The sequence below is a fragment of the Stieleria sp. genome, from assembly GCF_041595215.1.
Taxonomy (GTDB): Bacteria; Planctomycetota; Planctomycetia; order Pirellulales; family Pirellulaceae; genus Stieleria; species Stieleria magnilauensis.
Genome location: NZ_JBFHKV010000014.1, coordinates 1 through 22,358, shown reverse-complemented (window position 1 = coordinate 22,358; position 22,358 = coordinate 1). Strand labels below are relative to the sequence as shown.

Here is a 22,358-nt window from a genome sequence, read left to right as displayed (position 1 = left end):
TCGAAGTGCATCCTGTTCGGCCACCAAAAGTTGTTGGCCATCCTCAGAAAAACGGACACATCGGGATCGACGATCAATATTGGTCGGCCATCGAGATTCCCCTGCGGGATCGGCATAGTCGGCAAGCGGACGGCCGTCGTTCACCGACCAGACCTCCGTCGTCAATCCCTGACCGACCAGCGCGATCAACGATCCATCGGGCGACAAGTGAACGTCATGAATCCAACGCGTTTTAGGCTCGAATGCTGTGATGCATTTCCCGTCGCCGACATTCCAGACGTGAACGTACTTGCCGACGGCTGCGATTTTTGAACCGTCTGACGACGCGGTGACCAGTGACCAAGCCAAAACCGAATCGGCAGAAGACTCGCGACCAGACCCCGAACCGATGGCGTCCTCGCTAGGAAGGTGCCAAATGCGTGTTCCGTTGTTGTATCCGACCGTGATGACGCCCTGCTGCCCGCCAAGGGCGCTGATGCAGTGCGCGGTCTCGTGGTGCCCGATGACACGAGTCGACCCCGTGCCACGGTCCCAGATCAGTATCTCTTCCTCGCCCGTCAAGACACAGAATCGATTGCTGTCGTCGAATCGGTCCATGGCGATCACGCGTCGGGGGCCGGATTGAAGATTCCCGTTTTCCACAAACTCACCGGTTTGGGCGGACCAGGTTCGCACGGTTCCGTCGGTCAATCCGATGATCCAATCTCCGTCTGGGCTGGGGGTGACGAGCGTCGGTTCCTCGGCAAGCGGAAATCGCACTCGCTGTTGCAGTGACGAGGTTTCGTAAATCGAAATCGCTTGCGTTTCCGCGATGGCTATGAATGCTCCGTCGTCACTGACGTTTGCATCGACCACTTTGACTTCATCGGACACCAATGGATGCGACTGTTCGCTGCGCAGATCGACCCAGTGAGCGTTGGGGATGTTGCGTCCCTCCGGGGTGCGTTCACCGACCGCCACGAATCGCTGGCCGTCGGGATGGAATGCGATCCGATCCGCGTTGATGCTGCGATCGGTGGGGATCGGCACCAGAGCGTCGTCAGCCAGTCGCAGCAACTTCATCGGGCCGTAGGGAGAACCGAATGCGAGCAGCCGACCATCGGGAGAATAGGTTGCGCTGGTGAACAACGTGTGGTCGGCCGATGGATCGATACGCCGTGTTTCGATCAGCGATGCGGTTTCCAAGTCCCAATACTGAACGTTACGTCCGCGTGGGCTGGCGAGAATCGGCTTGTTCGGATGGACAGACGATCGACCACCGGCAGCCACAAGCAATCGAAACGGTTTCAGCTCTGCCCCCGGCGTTTGCAACATCAGTCGCCAGGTTTGTTGCCCACCCGATTGAGAGACTTCGGTCGATGGAGCAACCAAATCGGGGCTCGGTAGATCTGGCACGGTCACGGTCGACGGCGAGTCGGCAACGGGAGGATTCCCCGTGGCCGGTCCAACCGGAGACACGCGATTGGTCGCACCGGCACGCGGTTGCATCGTCGCGACATCACCGCGGAAGTACGAACGGCACAGCGGATACGCAAAAGGAAACGCAACGAGCAAACTCACCAACAAGATCAAGAGTTTCCCGACGCGCGACATGACGTGATTTTCGAAAAAGGGGTCAGGCCTCTTTGATGCAATTCGCTCAACAAAGAGGCCTGACCCCTTTGTCTCTGTGACCCCTTTGTCTCTGTGTCCCCTTTGTCTCTGCGACCCCTTTGTCTCTGCTACAACTGTTTCGCTTTGAGCAACACGATCGTGTTCATCGTAACGGCTTTCGGTTCGGCTTGCTTGAACGTCTTTTGCAGGTAGGGGAGGTTCGATAGGATCGGTGTACCCGTGACGGCCTCGGGTCGATCGGTGGACTGAAAATAAGGATCGAGCAACAGCGTTTGCTTGGGCAACAACCTTGCCGTCGCGGTCGCCTGTCGCACTTCATGGCTGGGCACCTGGATCGTCTTTTGCCCTTCGCCGACACCGTAGATGTGGTGCTGCCTGACATCGGCCACTCGTGAATGTTGGATCTTGGTCCGCACCTTCAACGCTTCGCCGTCGACCTCGCCCAGGACCGTCACGTCAGTGCCTTCGCTGAGTACGTGGATGCCGGTTTGCACCGCGACCTGTCCTTCGTGCTCGACCTCCTGCAGATCCGACAGAAACGGCCGTTGCACTTGCTGTTGCAGCGAGGCGGCTTGTCCGTCGCCGGCGATGATGTTCGGACGCGCGAGCACCTTGCTGTTGTCGCTCTCTTGCGCCAGCACATACAGTCGCTCGACTTGATCGGCACTGATCACGGCGGTGGAGACAATGCTGCTGGTCGTCACGGTGTGTCGGCTGCCAAGGTCCAGTTCCTCATCGGCGATCATTTCGGCGGACGGATCGGTCACCTGCGTGATCTGCGTCTGGACTTTTTCGTCACCCAGTTCGGCGTAAATCTTGTCGCGCGTTTCCGAATCCACCGACAGGATTTGAACCTCAAACTTGATTTGACCCTTGGGGACGGTGAACGACGTTTTCTGCAACGCCCGCGAAGCAACCGTCCCGCTGCCGACCGCGTGAATCACCTTGCCGTCGGCGAACGGTCCCGAGCCCGTGACCGGCGGATCCGCACCCGCCGCCGTGCAAACTCCGAGGACGACAACACACGCAAAGCTAGCAATCCGGGTGGGGGACATCATTTCTTCCATGGCGAGGCGGTTGGTGGCGAAGCGACTGCAACCGAGCCCATACCAAATCGAGCGTCGAGAGTGGAAGATCCGTTTGTCGATCAGGTGTCGAGCCGGTCAATGGGGTGCGTCACCGGCCAACGGGTGCTCCGAAATCGACCATGCCCCCGGGCTTTGTGGCGATCTGTGTGACGCGATTCCAGTGTCCACGCTTTCGGGCGATGCCGCTAAGTGAACATCAATAGGGTCGCCCGGACGCTGGCGCGAACCGGCTGATCTCAAACGACGATCAGCCGTTTGGCGCGAGCCTTACGGGCTTCAACCCGACGAAATGACGCTTCACGTCGCGGTCTAGGGCTTTCCAATGCCGCTCTCGCGCCAGACCGCGACTCCGGATCGGCATTTCATTTGCAACGCCTACGGTTTTGGTCTCTTTCGAGGAAAAACGGGTATGAGCGACTGGATTCACGACATTCTTGATCAGTTCGGGCTTGTCGGTGTCGGTCTGATGATGCTGGCCGAGAACATTTTTCCACCCATCCCGTCGGAAGTCGTCATGCCATGGGCTGGCTACGCCGTCAGTCAAGGTGACCTGTCCTTCGTGGGTGTGGTCACGGCGGGTAGCGTTGGTTCGTTCATCGGCGCCCTGCTGTGGTATCTCTTTGCGAAATGGTTGGGACAAGAACGATTGACCGCGTGGGTGCAACGACACGGTTGGTGGTTGACCCTTTCTCGTTCCGATATCGAGCGGATGGACAAGTGGTTCGAGCGATGGGGGCATTGGGCCGTGTTCAGTTGCCGAATGATTCCAGGGTTGCGGACGCTGATCAGCGTGCCCGCGGGATTCGCCGCCATGCCGATCGGGAAGTTCTGTCTGTACACCGCGTTTGGAACAGTACTTTGGACGGCACTACTCGCCTCCTTGGGTTGGTGGTTGGCTGATCACTACTCGCAATTGGTGGCGCCACTGAGTTGGGTGAGCACTGCCGTTGTTGCGAGCCTGTTTGTGTGGTGGCTGGTCCGATTCGTCAAAGCCGGATGGATCCAGCACGCGGCCAAACCGTGACGAAACGCTTAGCCCGCAACCTTACAGATCAAAAACTCTCAATCTGAAACAATTCAACGATAGGAGTAAGCGAACATGTCAAACCTAGACACCGCCAAATCAATTGAAATCATCTCCCCCGATTCGCCGCAGGTCGAACGCATTGCTGCCTTTGTCCACGATGGCATCGACCTGGATTCGCCCCCACGCGAGGTCCAGCCGAGTTCGTTCTGGCAGCGAATCAACGGTGCCGAAACGTCGCTGTGGATCGATAGCGGTGATATCGAGTCGATCGATTCGCTCTGGAACGAACAGTTCAGTGGGCTGACGACCAACAACACGTTGTTGAACCGCGAGATTCAAAACGGAATCTATGACGACCTGATCCCGTCGGCTCAAGACTTGGTTGGCAACCTGCGTGGACAAGCGTTGCTGCGTGAGATCGCATTCATCCTGAATGTCAGGCATGCGTTGCGGTTGGTCGAGCGGTTTCGTTGCGACGTGAGTGTCGAACTTCACACCGATGTCGCCAATGACACCGAAGCGACTTTGGCTTACGCGAGACGCTGTCATCAGATCTGTCCCGAGTTTTTCATTGTCAAGGTGCCGCTGACTCCTGCCGGCCTGATCGCGATCAAGCAACTCCGTGATGAAGACATTCGCGTCAATTGTACGCTCGGGTTCAGCGCCCGGCAGAACTACGTCGCCACGGCACTCTCGCGGCCCTCGTTCGTGAATGTGTTTCTGGGGCGATTGAATTCATACGTCGCTGAGAATCAGTTGGGCGACGGAAATCTGGTCGGAGAGAAAACGACGTTGGCCAGCCAAGGCGAAGTCGCGACGTTCACCCGCGGATTGCCAAGGACCGACACGCGACAGATCGCCGCCAGCCTCCGCGAGGCTTCGCAGTTGCCGCGTCTGGCCGGTGTCGATGTGATCACGATGCCTCTGAAAGTCGCGCGCCAGGCGGAAGAGACACTGCAGGATCCCTGGCAATCTCAACTTCACGACACCTACGACGTTCATCTCTTTGACAAGATTGATCCCGAAACGGTGCACTTGGAAAAGTTGTGGGCGGTGCGAAAGATCGAGCGGTCCTTCGTGCAAAAGGCGATTCTCTCACCCCCAACCGATGGTGACCAGTTGCGAGAGATGGCCGCCGATTACGATCTTGAGGACCTGTTCCCGGTGATGGCGGACGAGCAACTGAGCACGATTGCCGAAGACGGAAAGATCCCCAACCACCAACGCTGGCAAGATGGGATCGTCCGCGGCGACCTCGCGATTGACAGTCTGATGACATTGGCGGGGCTGGCGTCGTTTACCGACGCCCAGGCAAAACTCGATCAGCGGATTTCAGAGCATCTGCGTTGATCTGACGCAAGGGAAATCGATTTGTGAAGACACGACTGCCGCGAGAGTCGAGCTACAATAGGCCGCAGCCTACCCACTCGACCCGCCGACTGTGTGATCACGATGCTGCGCCAACGCAAATGCCTACTCGGCTGTTTACTGACCCTGTTCGCCATTTCAGCTGCGGTCGCGCAAGATCCCGGAGACGCCCGACCCGTCGTGGGGCTCCGTGAGAATCCCCCGGATCGTGTGTTTTTGAAGGACGCCCGCGTTGTCGTTCAGCCCGGTCAAGTATTGGAATCGGCGTCGGTCTCGATCCAGGGCACGTCGATCGTCGCCGTGGGCACCGACATCAAGCCTCCAGCCGGTGCACTCGTCATCGACTGCACCGGCAAAACGATCTACGCCGGACTGATTGATGGTTATGGCGAAGTGGACACGCCGGAACCGCCGACCGGAGGCACCGGCCACTGGAACGGGAACGTCCTGCCGCGACGCGCCGCCGCAGCGGCGATCGAGTCGGTTTCGAATGTCGCGGCATCGAGAACGCAGGGTGTGACGATGCGGTTGATTGCGCCCCAGGGCGCGATCGTGAAGGGGGCGAGTTGTTTGGTGTTGCTCGATGGAACCAGTCGCGTCAGTCTGGTTGATAGTGACGTCGCGCAGCACCTGCAACTGACCGTGCCACGCGACAAACGCCGCGACAGCTATCCGAATTCGCCGATGGGCGCGATCGCGCTACTGCGTCAAACGCTGGCCGACGCGGAGTGGTACACGCGTGCCTGGCAAGCGTACAACGCCAAACCCGAATTGCCGCGACCGACCCGAAATGACGACCTGGCCCGTCTGGCCGACGACCGAACCGGCGGCCTGTTCATCATCGATGCCCCGAACGAACGGATGGCACTGCGAGCCGATCAACTCGCCGCTGAGTTTTCGCTCGATCTGGTGATCCGCGGATCGGGGCGGGAGTATCGCGACTTGAATGCGATCGCCGACGCCGGCCGACCGCTGTTGGTTCCCGTCGACTTTCCCGACGCACCGGATGTCAGCTCCGAAGCGGCCGCCGACGACGTGACTTCGTTGGAATTGATGCACTGGCATTTTGCCCCTGAAAATCCCGCCTTGCTCGCCGCGGCCGGTGCGACGTTTTGTTTGACCTCCGACGGGTTGGACGACCCCAAGACGTTTCTTAAGAACATCCGTGTGGCGGTCGATCGCGGCTTGTCGCCCGATGCCGCCTTGGCCGCAGTCACGACCACACCCGCGCGGTTGTTCGGCGTCGAGGATCTGGTCGGTCAAGTACGCGTCGGATCGCTCGCCAACCTGGTCGTGACCGAGGGAGACCTGTTCGACAAAGACGGCAAGGTCTTGGAGACTTGGGTGGCGGGAAAACGATTCGAACACGACGCTTCGTCCGACCCGGATCCCGATGCGCTGGTCGGCCACTGGAAAACAAACATCAGGATCGATGGAAAACGGATCCCAGTACGTCTGGAATTGAAACGGGAAAAGAAAAAGTGGTCCGGCAACGTGGTCAGCGAGAATCCACTCCCCAAGAAATCGGCCGGCAACGCATCGAAGAAAAAGAAAGACTCTGACGCAAAGAAGAACGACGCAAAGAAAAGCGAGAAGGAAGACGAAAAGAAAGAAGATGAGGCCTCGGCGAAGCTGAACAAGGTCACCCGTGCGGTCGATCGCTTGACCGCTTGGGTTGACCTGGGCGGTACCGACGATCGATTGCCCGACGGACCGACACGGATCACCATCGTCAGTGTCGCTGATGCGGATGCGTTGACCGTGTTTTCGACCCTGACGCTGCCCGACGGAACGTCGCAAACACTGGACTGGCAACGTGCCGAATCGCCTGAGACGGATGCCGCGAAGTCGGACGAAGACAATCAGGAGGATGATCAGGAGAACGCTGCGAGCGATGATTCCGACCAGGCCAAATCCGATGCGGATCAAACGGACGATTCGATCCTGGATGAAATCGCCATCACGCATCCGCTCGGTGGGCTCGGCGTGACCGAGTTCGTACCTGTTGCAGCCGCGGTTCTGTTTCGCGGCGCGACCGTTTGGACCTGTGGTGACCTCGGCGTGCTTGAAAACACGGACGTGTTGGTCGTCGAGGGCAAGATCACTGCAGTCGGTGTTTCGCTGGAACCGCCCCAAGGGTGCGTGATTGTGGACGCCCGTGGCAAGCACCTGTCGCCGGGGTTGATCGATTGCCACTCGCACATGGCCACCGACGGCGGTGTCAACGAATCGGGGCAAGCGGTGACGGCAGAAGTTCGCGTCGGCGACTTTATCGACAACAGCGACATCAACATCTATCGTCAACTCGCCGGAGGATTGACGACGTCCAACATCTTGCACGGATCGGCCAATCCGATCGGCGGGCAAAACCAAGTGATCAAGTTGCGCTGGGGCGATGGCATGCAGGCGATGAAGTTCGCCGAGGCCCCGGCGGGCATCAAGTTCGCGCTCGGAGAAAACGTCAAACGCAGCAATCGTTCCGAGTCACCGACACGCTACCCTTCCAGCCGGATGGGTGTCGAGCAGTTGTTTCGCGATCGGTTTCTGGCCGCCAAAGAATACGACGAACAACATCGGCGTTGGCGCAGCGGGCTGCGAGACGGGTTGCCACCGCGGGTGGACTACGAACTCGAAGCGGTAGCGGAAATCCTCCGCGGCGAACGTTGGATCCATTGCCACAGTTATCGGCAGGACGAGATCGTGGCGCTGTTGGATTTGCTGGACACGTTCGATGTCACGATCGGAACGCTGCAACACATTTTGGAAGGTTACAAGGTCGCCGACCGTATGAAGCAGCACGGTGCGATGGCGTCGGCGTTCTCTGACTGGTGGGCGTACAAATTCGAAGTCTACGACGCGATCCCTTACAACGGCGCGATCATGCATGACGTCGGCATCGTCGTTTCCTTCAACAGCGACGATCGCGAACTGGCGCGGCATTTGAACACCGAAGCCGCCAAAGCGGTCAAATACGGTGGTGTGCCACCGCAAGAGGCGCTGAAGTTTGTGACGCTCAATCCGGCCAAACAGTTGCGGATCGACAACCGAGTGGGTTCCATCGAAATCGGCAAAGACGCCGACCTGGTCGTCTGGAGCGGACCTCCGCTGTCGACACTTTCCCGCTGTGAACAGACTTGGGTCGACGGCCGGATGATGTTTTCAATCGATCAGGATCGTCAGCGCCGTCAGCGTGATGCGCGGTGGCGCTCGTTGCTGATCGGAAAAATACTCGACAAAGACTTCGGCGCATCGAGTCGCGAAGAAGGGGAGGTCGCAGAAGAAGATCGCTGGTTGAGATATGACGAGTATTGTCATGGGCACGACCACCACGACGAACAAGACCAACACGCCGGACACAACCACGGTGGAGTGCAACGATGAAGATGCGAAACAGTTTGACGAAAGAGTCCCTCGCCACGCTGGCTGTCGCGACGGTCGCTGCGATGATGATTGGCCTCGCCTGCACCGCCGCCGCGCACGACCAGATCCCCGGCACGCCGCAATCCAAACCGATCGCACTCGTCGGCGGGACGATTCATCCCGTCGATGGCCGCCAAATCGAAAACGGCACTGTCGTCTTTGACCAAGGCAAGGTCACCGCGGTGGGGAAAAAGGTGGCGTTGCCGAAGGGATGCCAGAGAGTCGACGTCGCCGGCAAACACGTCTATCCCGGGCTGATGGAATCTCTGTCCAACATCGGTCTGGCCGAAGTCAACGCGGTGCGTTCCACGATCGATACCGATGAGGTCGGAAACGAAAACGGAAACCTCCGACCCTGGGTCGCGGTCAATGCCGACAGCGAATGGATCCCGGTCGCCCGGGCCGGAGGCGTGCTGCTGGCGTCGATCGCACCCAAACGCGGAGACATCCGTGGTCAGTCGGGCGTGATTCAATTGGACGGCTGGACCTACAAAGACATGCTGCTCAAGGGCGATACCGGGTTGGTGGTCGATTGGCGCGGTTATGATTCGCGCAAAAGCAACGAAGCGGATCGTGCCAAAGAACGCGATGAACGATTGAAACGACTTTCGGATCGTTTGGAGACTGCGGCTCGCTATGCCATCGCCCGACAGGCACGCCCCGATGCGACACCGACGGATCTGCGACTCGAAGCGTTGGTGCCGGTGCTGGAAGGCACGACGCCGATGATCATCGACGCCGATTCGCGACGTGAAATCGAGGCGGCCGTTTCGTTTTGCGTTGCACGCGGGATCCGGCCGATCATCTATGGCGGCTATGACGCACCGCTGTGTGCGGCGATGTTGAAGAAATACGATGTGCCGGTCATCGTCCACGCGACGTATCGATTGCCGCTGCGACGCCATGATCCCTATGACCACCCCTACACGCTGCCACGCCGGTTGATGGACGCGGGGATCCGTTTCGCGATCGGTGGTGCGGGGGCGGGCAGTCCCGGTGGCGGAGCGGCGGCCAGGAACTTGCCGTACCATGCCGCCGTCGCGGTGGCGTACGGTTTGCCGGCCGATCAAGCTCTCCGGGCGATCACGTTGTCACCGGCGGAGATCATGGGTGTGGGCGATCGCGTCGGTTCGATTACCGTCGGCAAAGACGCCACGTTGATCGTCGTCGACGGCGATGTCTTGCAGACCGAATCCAATGTCACCGCCGCCTACGTCGCCGGTGCGGAAGTGGACCTGGGCAGCAAGCACAAGACGCTGGCCGAGAAGTATCGTCGGAAGTACGAGAGTCCGTGAACCGTAGGGCATGCTGTGCATGCCATCCGTCACGCACAGCGTGACCTACGTTCTGTCACGCACAGCGTGACCTACGTTCTGTCACGCACAGCGTGACCTACGTTCCGTCACGCACAGCGTGACCTACTTTTGCTGCTTGTGCCAGGGTTCTCTCGCGTTGGCGGTGATCTCGGCGTCCAACTCTTCCATCCGGGAACGCATCGAAGCGACGAGTTCTGGTTTTTCCGAAGCCAGGTTGGTCTGTTCGCCGATGTCTTGCGACAAATCGAACAACAGAATCTCCGGCGGCGGAACTTTGGCGTTCGGCCGATTGCGGGGTGGACGATTCTTTTTGACCAACAGTTTCCATTTGCCTTTCCGCAGGCCTTCGATCGCGCCGTGTGACGTGTAGTACAGGTACTCCTCACGCGGCGTTTGATCCCAGGTTCCGGTCAGCAGCCCCGAGACGTCCATGCCATCGATCTTGCGGTCTTTGGCAAGTGGCGATTCGGTGATCGCGGCGATCGTGGGCAGCAAGTCGATGGTGCCGACAAGCTCGTCGCACTCGGTTCCGGCGGGGATGCGACCGGGACCCCACATCACGCAGGGCACCCGTTGGCCGCCTTCGAACGTCGTGCCTTTGCCGGCCCGCAACGGACCGGCCGAACCGCCGTGGTTCTTGAATTGCAACCAGGGACCGTTGTCGGACGTGTAGATCACGTACGTGTTGTCGGCCAAGTCGAGTTCGCGAATCGTGTCCATCACCCGTCCGACTTCGGCGTCGATGTGCTCGATCACGCAGGTGTACGCGTTTTGCGGATCGGGGTCATACGCGTCTTCGGGGACGTACAACGGGATGTGCGGCATCGAATGCGGCAGGTACACGAAGAACGGACTGTCTTGATTCGCTTTGATGAACTCGACCGCTCGGTCGGTGTAACGTCGGGTGACGGTGCGTTGATCGACCGGCAACTCGACGATCTTTTCGTTTTCCATCAGCGGCGTGTTCCACAGCGTGATCGCGCTTTCCTGGTTCTTCCACAACTCGTCCGACGGCACCCTGGGCTTGCCCTTGTTGTCGGGATGGTTCATGTCGTTGGAGTAGGGGATCCCCAAGTACGTGTCGAACCCGTTTTGTTGTGGCAGCGTTTCGGGATGATGCCCCAAGTGCCATTTGCCAAAGCAGGCTGTCGCATAGCCTTGGGCTTTCAGATGATCAGCGATGGTGTGCTCGGTCGGATTGAGCCCCTTGGTCGACGCGGGGAACAGGACGTGCTGGTGCATCCCCACGCGTTTGGGATAGCATCCGGTCAGCAGGGCGGCCCGAGACGGGGTGCAGACCGGGGAGGCGACCATGAAATTGGTGAACCGTCGGCCTTCGGCGGCCATCCGATCGATGTTCGGCGTTTTAATTTTGGTCGATCCGAAACAGCCCAGGTCGCCGTAGCCCTGGTCGTCGGCGAAGATGATCACAAAGTTCGGTTTGGCGTCCGCCGCAGAGAGACAACGCGGCAGGAACAAGGCAAAGCAAATCAGCGCAAAGCGGATCGCGGTGACACGGAGCATGGTTCGTTCTTGGAAGGCGGGAGGTTGGATGGCGCACCTTCGATTCGGGGTGCACGTCATAGGATCAACCAGGATAAACGAAATCGCGAGCATCGTGGGAGAATCCGATCGCTGCGTCGCAGCGACCGGGAATCGCCTCAAGGCAAAACACCAACGGTTGCATTTCCGCACCATCCTTCGCAGGCGCCGTCAATGTTTTGCGTCCAGCGACTCGACCGTCACGGCCATCACGATCGGTGCGGTGTTGTCGGGGCCTTTGACCAGTTCGATCGTGTCGATCACGTCGTGCCGCTTCGGCATCACGGCCAGATAGCGGATCTGCTGTCCGCCGAGGGCAAACGCGAATTCGCTCTCCGGGACATCGACGCGTCGAATGTAATCGGCAAAGTGGACACCGTTGACCAGTTCATGGTCTTCGGTTTCACCGCCCGCGTAATGCAGTCGCACGATCATCGACACGGTCTTGCGGCGATCGTAGGGGAAACTCCAACCGCCGACTCCGCTCAGCAAGTGGATCGCTTTGGCGGGGCTGTTGCACGGGAGCGAAACCGACTTGGGCATCTTGGGCGGCAAGGGGCCGTTGGGGCCGTGCAGCAAGATGATGTTCGGCTTGGTCTGACCCAGCGGATCGGTCAGCAGGAAAGGAACGTCTTTGAACGTTTTGGGTTTCCAATCCGAGAAAACCATTCGATCCGGGCCGTTGTCGGACATGCTGAACAGCCCCTTGGTGCTGACCGCGGTGGCGAATTTATCCAGGGGCAGCGGAACGAACTGGCCCCGCTGGGTAAGGAATTCCAACAAGTCGGTCATCGATTCGATGGAGATTGATTTCTCGAATCCTTCGGGCATGATCGATTTGGTCGACATCCGCAATTGTTCGATGTCTTCGCGCAGCACGCTCTTCTTCTTACCTTCGGTGTCGATCAACTCGACGGCCGTCCGCGATTCGGACGCCAGCATCCCCGTCAGCACGATCCCATCGACGCTCAGCAGGCTGTACGCCCTGAAGTTGCCTTCGACGTTTCGGCTGGGGTCGAGGATGTGCGTGAGCAATTCCTTCTTGGGGTGAACCGCCATCCCGGTCAGATTGGGACCGATCGCGACGCCGATGTCACCGTGGACATGACACTTGGAGCAATGTTCTTTGAAGACCGCCAGTCCCTTGTCCGCGTCGCCACTGCGCTCGGTCGTCACGAGGTATTTGTCGAGGACCTGTTGTCGATCGGCGTTGGGCAGCGATCCGCCTTGTTCAAACAGTTTCTGGGCGCGGCGTTGAAGTCGACGGTCCGGGTGCGCCGCGAGCGATTGTTTTTGATCGAGTGCCAATTCATCCAGCGACACATCACCCGACTCGGCGGCGTCCAACAGCGCGGCGGTCGACGTGGGACGCTTGAGCAATTGCGAGAACGTCGCCTTTTTGAGCGCCGGCGTCATGGTGGCGAGCCGATCGACCAATTCGACACCGACGTCTTCCCAACGACTCTTTTCCAAGGCCGCGATGATTCCCAGCGAAACCGACGGTGGTGTTTGCGGAGTCACTTCGTCGAGCAAGTCCATCACGACGTCGCCGTCATCCTGCATGAATTCGACCAGCTGAGACGCGGCGGCGACTCGGTCTGCTTCCTCGGCTTTCGAATCGCGAACGACGGTCAACAATCCGTCGGCGATCTCTTTGCCGTAGCGAGAGAATCGTTTGCTGCCCCAGCGGGTTGCCAGTCGCACCAGCAAGCCCTTGGACCCCGGCGAAACGCGTTCGACCAATTTCTCCAAGTTGGCTTCGACGGTGTCGTCGAGCGTGACCGTTTGTCCGGGTTTCCAGCCCTGACTGAATCCCTGCAATACCGCTTCGACGACTGCGGGGTGGGCGGCGTGGAGCGCGGCGAGCAATTCGGCTGCATCGTCGTTGTCACCGCCGCGGGCGTGGTGCTCGCTGACGATCGTGATCAGTTCGATGGCTTGATCGGACACCTCGGCGACGGACGCCAATGATTTCAGAAACGGACCGCTGCTGTTGGCCGCGGCGCTGGTCAGCGCATCGCGTGTCCAGCGGTCAGCCATCGAGACCGGATGGGTGAGCACCGCCGTCAGCGCCGTTGCCGCATTGGATTGGGTCGGTAAATCGGACAGGGCCAGCAACGCTGCGACCCGCACATGGGCGTCTCGATCGGCGAGCAAGTTGGCGTCCAGGATCGCTTGGGTCGAGTCGACCGACGGGGGCAGCACGGCGACGGCGTTGCGGCGAACTCCGGCCGACGGGTGCCGGAGCGCGGAAACAACCGCTTGGTCGGCCGCTGTGTGATCACCGTTGAGTAAGCCCAGGCCGTGCATCGTCCAAAGGGCATGGATTGCGCCGACGTTCAATCCGATCTCATCCACCTGACGGTCGCTCACCAGTTCGATCAAGGCCTCAGCGACATCGCGCTGGCCGCGTTCGACCAACAACCGCTGGGCGTGTTTGCGAACCAGCATGGTCGGGTGGGTCAGCGCGGCAACGAGTCCGGCCGCATCGGCTTTGGACAGATCAGGCACGGCGGCTCCCGCAGAACCATCCGGAACGACGCGGTAAATACGACCGTGCTTTTTGTCTCTCAGTTCCGTCTCATACGCACGGCCCTTGCCGGTTTTGAAACCTTCCGGCGTCGGGTTGTGCTGCACGATGTAGTTGTACCAGTCGATCACCCAGACATGCCCATCGGGGCCGACTTCGGCCATGATCGGCGCGGTCCATTCGTCGTCGCTGGCCAGCAGATTGAAGGGGCTGGTCGATTGGAAATCACTGCCCTCGCTACGCAACACGAACGTGCCGACCAGGTGTCCGGTCGGACCGTTGACGAAGGCGACTCGGTTCCAGTATTCGCGAGGATACTCGCGGGCGGTGTAGAGGGCGTGGCCGGCGCCGGCGGTGTATCCGCCGTGATGATCGACCTGCCGCACCTTGTCGGTGATCGGTTGAAAATCATTGGTGTCGGCGATCGACTGCAGCGTCAGCGACGGTGTCCAGCCGCGGACGCGTTCGTAGTACCGGTTGGGGATCGGCATGAAAACACTCGGGCATCCGTTGGCCGTCGATCCGAAAATCAAGCCCTCTTCGCTGATCCCCAGTCCCCACGTGTTGTTGTTGGTCGAGCGGATGAATTCGATTTCGCTTCCGTCAGGACGCATGCGAAAGAATCCCATCCGAAATCGCTCGGTCTGACCACCCGCGATGGGCTGAGAATTGTTGTACCCCTGCATCGCCCAGATCCAATTGTCCAGACCGTATTGGAAGTTGCTGACACCGCCGTGGGTGTCGCCGAGATCCCATCCGGAAACCAACACGCGACGTTCGTCCGCCCGATCGTCTCCGTCGGTGTCTTTCAGGTAAAGCGTCTCGACCGCGTTCTGGACGATCACGCCACCGCGAGAAAACGCGATGCTGGTCGGGATGCTGAGGTTCTCGGCGAACACCGTGAACGTATCGGCCCGGCCGTCGCCGTCGCTGTCTTCGCAGATGCGGATGCGATCGCGCCCCGTGCCAGGCGGTTGCAGTTCGTTGGGATAGTCCATGGTCTCGGCGACCCACAACCGTCCACGCTCATCCCATGCCATGCAGATCGGCTTGCCGCCGAGCGTCGGCTCGGAGACGAACAGTTCGACATGAAAGCCTTCGGGGACCACCAGGTGTTGCATCGACGCTTCGGGCGCGAGCGGTTTTTGCATCAGGTTCAGCGGTTTGCCCTGAACGCCCCATTGCTTCGATGGCGTGTAGTTGGGGATCTGGCCACCGACGTCGACGTATTCAAATGCCGCTGCGTCGCTGGGGATCTTGGTCATCGCGGGAACGGGAAAGGCTTGATCGGCCAGGTAGGTGCCGGCGGCCGAAGGATCCTGTTTCGCCGCCCAGCGGATCCCGCGTTCGACAAGATTCTGGAATCCGGGGTTCGTCCAAGTCCGCGAGTCGTGTCCCCAAGCGGTATAGAAAACGCGGCCTTGGCCCTCGGTCCGAATCCACGTCCACGGTTCGCGGCCCTCCTGGTCGGTGCGGTACTCCAAAACGGTCCGGTTGGTGTCGTTGTGCAAATGATGCACGTAGGTCTCATCCCAGCTCTGGAACCCGCCGTATCCCTTCATCAGTTCGTGGTCGGGCGCGGCGACTTCGGATCGGAAAACGCCGGTGCCGTGGCGTTGAAATTGGGCGCCCATCAAGGCGACGATTTCGGGGGCATTGCGAAAGCAGTACGTCGCACAGTGCAACGGCACAAACCCACCGCCCCCGCGGACGTATTCCAGGATGGCGTCGGCCTGGTCGGGAGCGATTTCGTCAATGTTGGCATAGACCGCCAAGACGTCGTATTGCTCCAGCTTCGACGACGTTAAATCCGACATCTGGTCGGTGTACGTCATCGCGATGCCGCGGGTCCGCAGGACCGGTTCGAGTTCGCGGAATCGGATGCCGGGTTGATGGTGTCCGTTGTCACCAAGAAACAACACCTGGATGTCGTCGCCGTGGGACGACTGGCCCGGCAAGAGGGTCACGCCGGCGATCAGAAGACTGAAGAAGGACGTCAGGGTTTTCATGGGCGGTGGGTCAACCTGCTTGGGGAATTCGCAGTGACTCGATTGGGAGGCGTGAGGAGAGCGGTCCGTGGTGTCCCTACAGTGTAGGCATCGCCGCCGCGGAGGGTATGTATTATTGCGCACTGGTCCTGTGATATTTCACGCAGGGGGGCGTGCGGGTGGGATCGGCTTGCGTTCTGTCGCTAATAATAAAACGGCAGCTGTTAGCGGAACGGCGCGAGCCGTCCGGTATCTGCCTGGAAACGCGGTGCAAGACCGGAGGGCTCGCGCCCTGCCGCTAACAAATGCATCCCAGCGTTCCCTGCCGGGGTCATGCATGGCATCGATGGGTCGATCGATCGCGATTGACGACTTACGAACTCGACTCTTCGGGATCGCTGGTCATGGCTTCGTGGGCGACGGGCAGGTCGGGCAGGTGGAGGACTTTGGGCTTGCGGATTCGCCGCGTCTTCTTGGGAATCAATCCTCGCATCAGTTCCAGTTTACCGAAGCACAGCAGTCGATCGCCGGCCATCAATTCGCGATCCGAGCGTGGGTTGGGGATGACGGTTGAACCCCGGTAGAGAGTCAGCGCGTTGATGTCTTTTTCGCGCAGTCCCGATGACTGGACGGTCTTGTTGACGAACTCGGATCCTTCGGGGATATGGATTTCGGCCACACCGTAACCGCGGCTGACGGTCAGTCGTTGCCGCAAATCAATTTCGGGGAAATCGACTTGGGCGGCGATGTAGTCGATGATGGAACCGGCGATGTCCAGTTGCGTGCAGTGCTCGATCCCTTCCAGTCCTGGGGACGAATTGACTTCCATGATCTGGGGGCCGTCTTTGCCTTCGAGCATGTCGACGCCGGCGACTCTCAGCCCCATGATTTGGGTGGTCCGGACGGCGGCCTCGCGATAGTCATCGGGCAGATCGACCGGTTCGGTCACGCCACCCCGGTGCACATTGCTACGAAACTCTTGGCCTTGGGCGACGCGCCGCATGGCGCCGACGACCTGGTCTCCGACGACGAACGCACGAATGTCTTTGCCCTTGCTTTCGGCGACAAACTTTTGGATCAGCACGTTTTGCTTCTGACTTTGCAGCAGCTCCACGATCGCTTCAGCGGCCTTGACCGATTCAGCCAACAGCACGCCGATGCCCTGGGTGCCTTCCAGCAGTTTGATGATGACCGGGGAGCCGCCGACGCGTTCGATGGCCGGCAGCACGTCCCGTTTGTCACGAACGAAGGTCGTTTCGGGGATCCCGATCTGGTGTCGACTGAGGATCTGCAGGCTGCGAAGCTTGTCGCGGGAATTGGAGATGCCGGCCGAGGAGTTGGTGGTGAAGATATCCATCTGTTCGAACTGCCGGACCACCGCGGTGCCGAACTGGGTGATGGAGGCCCCGATTCGAGGCAGCACGGCGTCGTAATGGGACAGGTGCCTGCCGCGAAAGAACAGATCCGGTTCGGCGGGTTTCAGGTCGATGGCAAATTTCAACGTGTCCAGGACTTTCACCTGATGACCGCGTTGGATGGCGGCCTCGCGCAGTCGGCGGGTGCTGTAGCAGCGGATGCTTCGCGAGAGGATTCCGAGTTTCATGGCGTTGCGGTCAAGGGTTGGGGGTTAATTCGGATCGACGATTTGGATGTTGGTCGAGAGATGTTCCTGGGCGGTCCGTTGCACTTCGTCGGCTTGTGAGTGCTTTTCCACGCGCCGCGCGCTTTTGGCTCCGGCCAGTCGTCCCAGATGAACGACGGGCTCGCCGGGCTGGACCGCGGGCAGGGTCGACATCCCGATCACGATCCCGTCAAAGGGGGCGAGCAGTTGATTCTGGTCTTGGTGCACCAACGTGCTATTGGTCGCGATCGGCTGCCCGGCGGTGACGGTGCTGCCCGGGGAGACGTGCAAGTCCATGAATCCGCCACGTTCGGCGCGAATCCACTTGGTTTGCCTGATCTTGACCTGCCCGATCGGCAGTTCAGGATCACCCTCCATCATGCCCAGTTTTTTCAGCACGTTCAGGACGCCGCGTCTCATGCATTCGACGATCGACGGTTCGACCTTCCAGACTTCGCCGCCCTCGACCACGATCGTCGGGCAGTCCGCCAGGGTGGCTTCGCGGCGCAGCGAGCCCTTGGGGCCTTTGCCATCGAGGATCACGCCGGCTCCGAAGGCTTCGGCCAGTCGCATGCAGTCGGGATTGCGAAAGTCGGCTCGGACGTTCGGGTAATTCGTCCGCCGCACCGCGGCGGTGTGGAGGTCGACTCCGTAATCACAGCGGCGTACGATGGCATCAAAGATCACCTTGGCCATCCGTGTCGCCATGCTGCCGCTGGCGTTGCCGGGAAAGCAACGATTCAGATCTCGGCGGTCGGGCAAATACCGTGAGTGCCGCTCGAACCCCAGCACGTTCAACACCGGAATCAGGACGACGGTGCCCGCGGTGAGTTGTAAGTCGTTGTCGGCGATCAGCGACCGGATCGCACCGGTGCCGTTGATTTCATCGCCGTGGAGCGCGCCGGAGACGAAAACCGTGGGGCCGTCGCGAAGCCCCCGAATCACCCGCAAGGAAATCCCAACATCCCGACTGCTGTAGCTTTCGGTGATCAACAATTCCGAGTTGACCGATTCGCCGGGAGCGACGGACTTGCCGAACCAAGTTTGGCTGGAAGAATGAGAAGAACCTGGGACCATGGGAAAAGACGATCGCAAAGCGCGCAGCTTTCAATGAGTATTGGGCAAATCGTCTCCTATTATAGGGAAAGTGGTGCGTTCTTTGCAGCGGGCGATTCTCTGCGTCGCAGCAGTCGACCGCGCGCCGCAGTCGACCGCTCGCAGCAGTCGCCGGATGGACGCTAAAGTGATGCGGAGCGAAAACGACGAGCGACGACAAACGGGTCCCCTGGTCATCAGGTGTTGACGACAAAGGCATGGCAAAACGAACTGACTACCCCATCTCCAGCGATGCCCCGCGACTTCGAGTCGGAAGCCGTCTGGGAAAATATCGGCTCAACCGACGGATCGGACAGGGAGGATTCGCCGACGTTTACGCCGCCACCGACACCCTGCTTTCGACCAAGGTGGCGCTAAAAATCCCGAATTCACGATGGGTCACGCCCGAGCTGATCGATGAGTTTCGCCGTGAGGTCAAGTTGACGATCGAATTGGATCACCCCAACATCCTGCCGATCCGCGACGCCCGGTTCATTGACGGGCATTTTGTCATCGTGTCTCCGCTGGCCAAACGAACGCTCAATGATCGGTTGACCAAACGCATGCGTTTCGAACTCGGCTTCGAATTGATGTCGCAATTGCTCGAAGCGGTCTCTTATGCCCATTCGATGGGCGTGATTCACTGCGACATCAAGCCCGAAAACGTCCTGCTGTTTGATGACGACTGGTTGCGGCTGGCTGATTTCGGGATCGCCAAGGTCGCTCAGCAAACGATCAACGGTTCCGGGACCGGAACACTCGGCTACATGCCCCCGGAGCAGGCGATGGGAAAACCGTCGACCCGCAGCGACGTGTTTTCGCTCGGCTTGATCGCCTATCGCCTGTTTTCCAGCAAATGGCCCGAGTACCCCTTCGACTGGCCTTTTCCCGGCGCGGCGACGATTCGCAAACGCGTTCATCCGGACCTGATCGGCATCATCCGTAAATCCGTTGCCGTCAAACCGCGCGATCGGTACGCCGATGCCGGTAAAATGGCCCAGGATTGGGAGAAATCACGGATGAAGGCGATTCGCCACGCCATTCGTAAACGAAAATCGAGTTAAATCGTTTCCGGGCACTTTGTTTCCACACCGACGCCGCAGGGCTCACGTTTGCTCCCCGACAACTCTCCCTCACCGACGCGACTCTATCTCGAAAGCGCGATGGACGAACCTGAGGTCCTCAGCCATGACCAAGGTCGTGTGCTGGCGTTTGCCCGCACCTGCCCGGGCAAGCAAGACCCCAATGACGACAGTGCTGCGGTCATCGGAACGTTGGGTGGCGGGTTGGTGTTGGCCGTCGCCGACGGTGTCGGGGGGGCTCCGGTCGGGCACAAGGCGTCGGCCATCGCCATGCAATGTCTGCGCGACAGCGTGGCGTCCCAAACCGCCAGCGGTGATCTCCGGCCATTGATTCTCGACGGGATCGAGCGGGCCAATTCCGAAATCCTGGAACTCGCGATCGGCGCGGCGACCACGCTGACCGTGATCGAAGTTCAGGATCGCGTCGCCCGCGGCTACCAAGTCGGTGACTCCATGGCGCTCGTCGTCGGCCAACGTGGATTGGTCAAGTGGAAATCGACGTCCCATTCACCGGTCGGCTATGCCATCCAGTCCGGCATGATGGGCGAAGACGAAGCGATGCACCACGACGAACGCCACTACGTCTCCAATCTGGTCGGTTCCAAGAGCATGCACATCGAAATCGGACCGGCCGTTCGCCTGGCCGCACTCGATACGATCCTGCTGGCAAGCGATGGGCTGTTCGATAACTTGCATCTGGACGAGGTTTGCGCGCTCGCCAGGGTCGGTCCGCCGATCAAACGCATGCGCTCGCTGGTCGATCAGGCGACCGAGCGGATGCACTCCGAGCACGGCAAGCCGGACGATTTGAGTATCGTCATGCTGACGCCCTAGCAGTGGGGTAAGCTTTCGGTGTCGCAGTGGGGCACGCTTCCAGCTTGCCGCTTCGCAAGCTTTAGCTTGGCGTGTGGTAGGGGGGCAAGCTTCGCTTGCCGGGACGCAAGCTGGAAGCTTACGCCACTTTCGGAAGCTTAGGCCACTCGGAATGCTTGGGCCACTTTGTCAGCTGACGAGGCGCGAGAGCAGCAGTGTGGCTAAACCCAACACGAAGAAGAAGCCGCACATGTCGGTCACCGTGGTCAGCAACGGTCCGCTGGCGACCGCGGGGTCAAACCCGAATCGTTTCAGCACCAGCGGCACCACGCCGCCGATGGAAACCGCGACGATCGTGTTGGCGAATAACGCGACCCCGACGACCAGCCCCAGGTAGCCGTTGCCGTCAAAGATCACGGCACAGATGGCGACCAGCAACCCCAAGACCGCGCCGTTGATCAACCCCACCGAAACCTCTTTCCACCAAACGCGAAAGACTTCCGAGGGACGCACCAAACCGAGCGACAGTTCACGCATGCTGACCGCGACCGCTTGGTTGCCGCTGCAGCCGCTCATGTCACTGATGATCGGCAAAAAGACCGCCAATGCGATCACCGCCTGCAGGGTTTCTTGAAAGTAGGCGATCACCGCGGCGGCACCGATATTGAGCAAGATGTTGATACTCAACCAGCTCAGTCGTCGGCGGGCACGAAGCCACAGCGGCATCGAACGCAGTTCCTCGCCGCCCACGATCCCCTGGCTTTTCAGGTAGTCGCTTTCGGCCGCGCGGGTTTCTTCGTAATTGACCGCTTCACGGTGCAGGACTCCTTTTAGGCGTCCGTCGTGGTCGACCACCGGAACGCCCAGAAAGTGATGGGCGTCGAACAGTTCGATCAGGTCATCCAGCGGCGTGGTGTCGAGCACCGAGATCGGATCGGTGATCATCAGATCGGCCAGTTTGGATCCGCGTTTGACGAACAACAGGTTTTGCATCGGCAGCACCCCGACCAGCGAACCGTCGTGTTCACAGACGTAGGCGTAGCGGACATCAAAATCGCTGTAGATCTCGGCGTTGGAATTCAGCTCGGCGATGACGTCCGCGACGGTCATGTCGGGGGTAAAGCGAAGCATCTCCAGCACCATCATTCCGCCGGCGACGTCGTCTTCGTAGGCCGCCAATTGGCGGGCCGCGTCGGCCTCGGTGTCGGGCAGGACGTCCAGGATGGCGGCCGCCTGTTGGTCGCTCAAATCGCCCAGGACGTCGGCCTGTTCGTCGCTGGGCAATTCGTGGACGATCGCCGCGGCGGTGTCCGGTTCCAGTGACGCGATCGCCTCGGCGGCCTGGACCTCGGGCAGCGCCGCGATCAAATCCGCCGCGTCTTCGGCGTCCAACCCCTCCAATACCTGCACACGATGGATTTCGTCCAACCGACTCAGCGCCAGTGCCTGGTCGGTCGTCGAAAGTTCCGAAAGAAATTCTTCCAGCCGCTCGGCGTCACCCTGTTCGGCCAAGCGGGAGAGTTCTTCCCAGGGGCGGTCGGACACGGCAACGTCGCCGGAGAGCGAGTCAAGTTCGCCGGTCGAGTCGCGCACGGTGGGTTCGTCGGGTGTCGTCAAAACGGAAACCTTTCATTTGAATCGATCGTTAGCCGGGTGAAATGGCGGAGTGCTCCATCAAGATTGAATCTTAGGGTTGAAGCCGTAGCCAAAGCATTAGCCGCGCCCGATCCAGCCTTTGCGCCAGAAAAAGTACAGCATCGCGACACCGGTCAGCGTCATCACCAGCCACAGCATGGGATAGGAATAGCGGTAGTGCAGTTCAGGCATGTGTTCAAAATTCATGCCGTAGATTCC

14 protein-coding genes are annotated in these 22,358 nt (G+C 59.9%); 6 read left to right on the top strand and 8 right to left on the bottom strand.

Features of this window, described 5'->3' with window-relative positions; all coding sequences use genetic code 11:
- The coding region (locus ABX749_RS01235) for a WD40 repeat domain-containing protein (RefSeq protein ID WP_372894401.1) at window positions 1–1,593 on the bottom strand (1,593 nt) is incomplete at its 3' end.
- A gap of 128 nt (window positions 1,594–1,721) precedes the next feature.
- Window positions 1,722–2,672 (bottom strand): hypothetical protein, encoded by a 951-nt coding sequence (locus ABX749_RS01230; protein WP_372894400.1) that lies wholly within the window; start codon window positions 2,670–2,672, stop codon window positions 1,722–1,724.
- A gap of 439 nt (window positions 2,673–3,111) precedes the next feature.
- Between ABX749_RS01230 and ABX749_RS01225 the strand changes: the two genes are divergently transcribed.
- The 4 genes from ABX749_RS01225 (at window position 3,112) to ABX749_RS01210 (ending at window position 9,812) form a co-directional block, all read left to right on the top strand.
- Window positions 3,112–3,726, top strand: coding sequence for a DedA family protein (locus ABX749_RS01225; protein WP_372894399.1), 615 nt, complete (start codon window positions 3,112–3,114; stop codon window positions 3,724–3,726).
- 75 nt (window positions 3,727–3,801) lie between these two features.
- Window positions 3,802–5,079 carry a transaldolase family protein gene (locus ABX749_RS01220; RefSeq protein ID WP_372894398.1) on the top strand — a complete coding sequence of 426 codons (1,278 nt, stop codon included), beginning with the start codon at window positions 3,802–3,804 and terminating at the stop codon, window positions 5,077–5,079.
- A gap of 102 nt (window positions 5,080–5,181) precedes the next feature.
- Window positions 5,182–8,478 (top strand): amidohydrolase family protein, encoded by a 3,297-nt coding sequence (locus tag ABX749_RS01215; RefSeq protein WP_372894397.1) that lies wholly within the window; start codon window positions 5,182–5,184, stop codon window positions 8,476–8,478.
- A gap of 2 nt (window positions 8,479–8,480) precedes the next feature.
- On the top strand, window positions 8,481–9,812 hold the full coding sequence (locus ABX749_RS01210) for an amidohydrolase family protein (protein WP_372894396.1): 1,332 nt from the start codon (window positions 8,481–8,483) through the stop codon (window positions 9,810–9,812).
- Window positions 9,813–9,935: 123 nt separating this feature from the next.
- Here the strand turns inward: ABX749_RS01210 and ABX749_RS01205 are convergent, their stop codons facing one another.
- The 4 genes from ABX749_RS01205 to ABX749_RS01190 all read right to left on the bottom strand — a co-directional run bounded on the left by ABX749_RS01205 (window position 9,936) and on the right by ABX749_RS01190 (window position 18,591).
- Window positions 9,936–11,357 (bottom strand): sulfatase, encoded by a 1,422-nt coding sequence (locus ABX749_RS01205; protein WP_372894395.1) that lies wholly within the window; start codon window positions 11,355–11,357, stop codon window positions 9,936–9,938.
- A gap of 189 nt (window positions 11,358–11,546) precedes the next feature.
- Window positions 11,547–15,914: a PVC-type heme-binding CxxCH protein gene (locus ABX749_RS01200; protein WP_372894394.1), complete on the bottom strand. Its 4,368-nt coding sequence runs from the start codon at window positions 15,912–15,914 to the stop codon at window positions 11,547–11,549.
- A gap of 352 nt (window positions 15,915–16,266) precedes the next feature.
- Window positions 16,267–17,496 (bottom strand): 30S ribosomal protein S6--L-glutamate ligase, encoded by a 1,230-nt coding sequence (gene rimK, locus ABX749_RS01195; protein ID WP_145220311.1) that lies wholly within the window; start codon window positions 17,494–17,496, stop codon window positions 16,267–16,269.
- Between the two features lie 24 nt (window positions 17,497–17,520).
- The gene (locus ABX749_RS01190; protein ID WP_372894393.1) at window positions 17,521–18,591 is read right to left on the bottom strand and encodes a succinylglutamate desuccinylase/aspartoacylase family protein; all 1,071 of its coding nucleotides are present in this window, start codon (window positions 18,589–18,591) and stop codon (window positions 17,521–17,523) included.
- A 236-nt stretch (window positions 18,592–18,827) separates the two neighbouring features.
- On the opposite strand from ABX749_RS01190, the gene ABX749_RS01185 reads away from it, so the two are divergent.
- Together ABX749_RS01185 and ABX749_RS01180 are read left to right on the top strand one after the other, a co-directional pair.
- Entirely contained in the window at window positions 18,828–19,673 is an 846-nt protein-coding gene (locus tag ABX749_RS01185; RefSeq protein WP_145220307.1) for a serine/threonine-protein kinase, read from the top strand.
- A gap of 99 nt (window positions 19,674–19,772) precedes the next feature.
- Entirely contained in the window at window positions 19,773–20,525 is a 753-nt protein-coding gene (locus ABX749_RS01180; RefSeq protein WP_372894392.1) for a PP2C family serine/threonine-protein phosphatase, read from the top strand.
- A gap of 168 nt (window positions 20,526–20,693) precedes the next feature.
- Here the strand turns inward: ABX749_RS01180 and mgtE are convergent, their stop codons facing one another.
- Window positions 20,694–22,097, bottom strand: coding sequence for a magnesium transporter (gene mgtE / locus ABX749_RS01175; protein ID WP_372894391.1), 1,404 nt, complete (start codon window positions 22,095–22,097; stop codon window positions 20,694–20,696).
- Window positions 22,098–22,217: 120 nt separating this feature from the next.
- Window positions 22,218–22,346: a Loki-CTERM sorting domain-containing protein gene (locus ABX749_RS01170; RefSeq protein WP_372894402.1), complete on the bottom strand. Its 129-nt coding sequence runs from the start codon at window positions 22,344–22,346 to the stop codon at window positions 22,218–22,220.
- Between the last annotated feature and the right edge of the window lie 12 nt (window positions 22,347–22,358).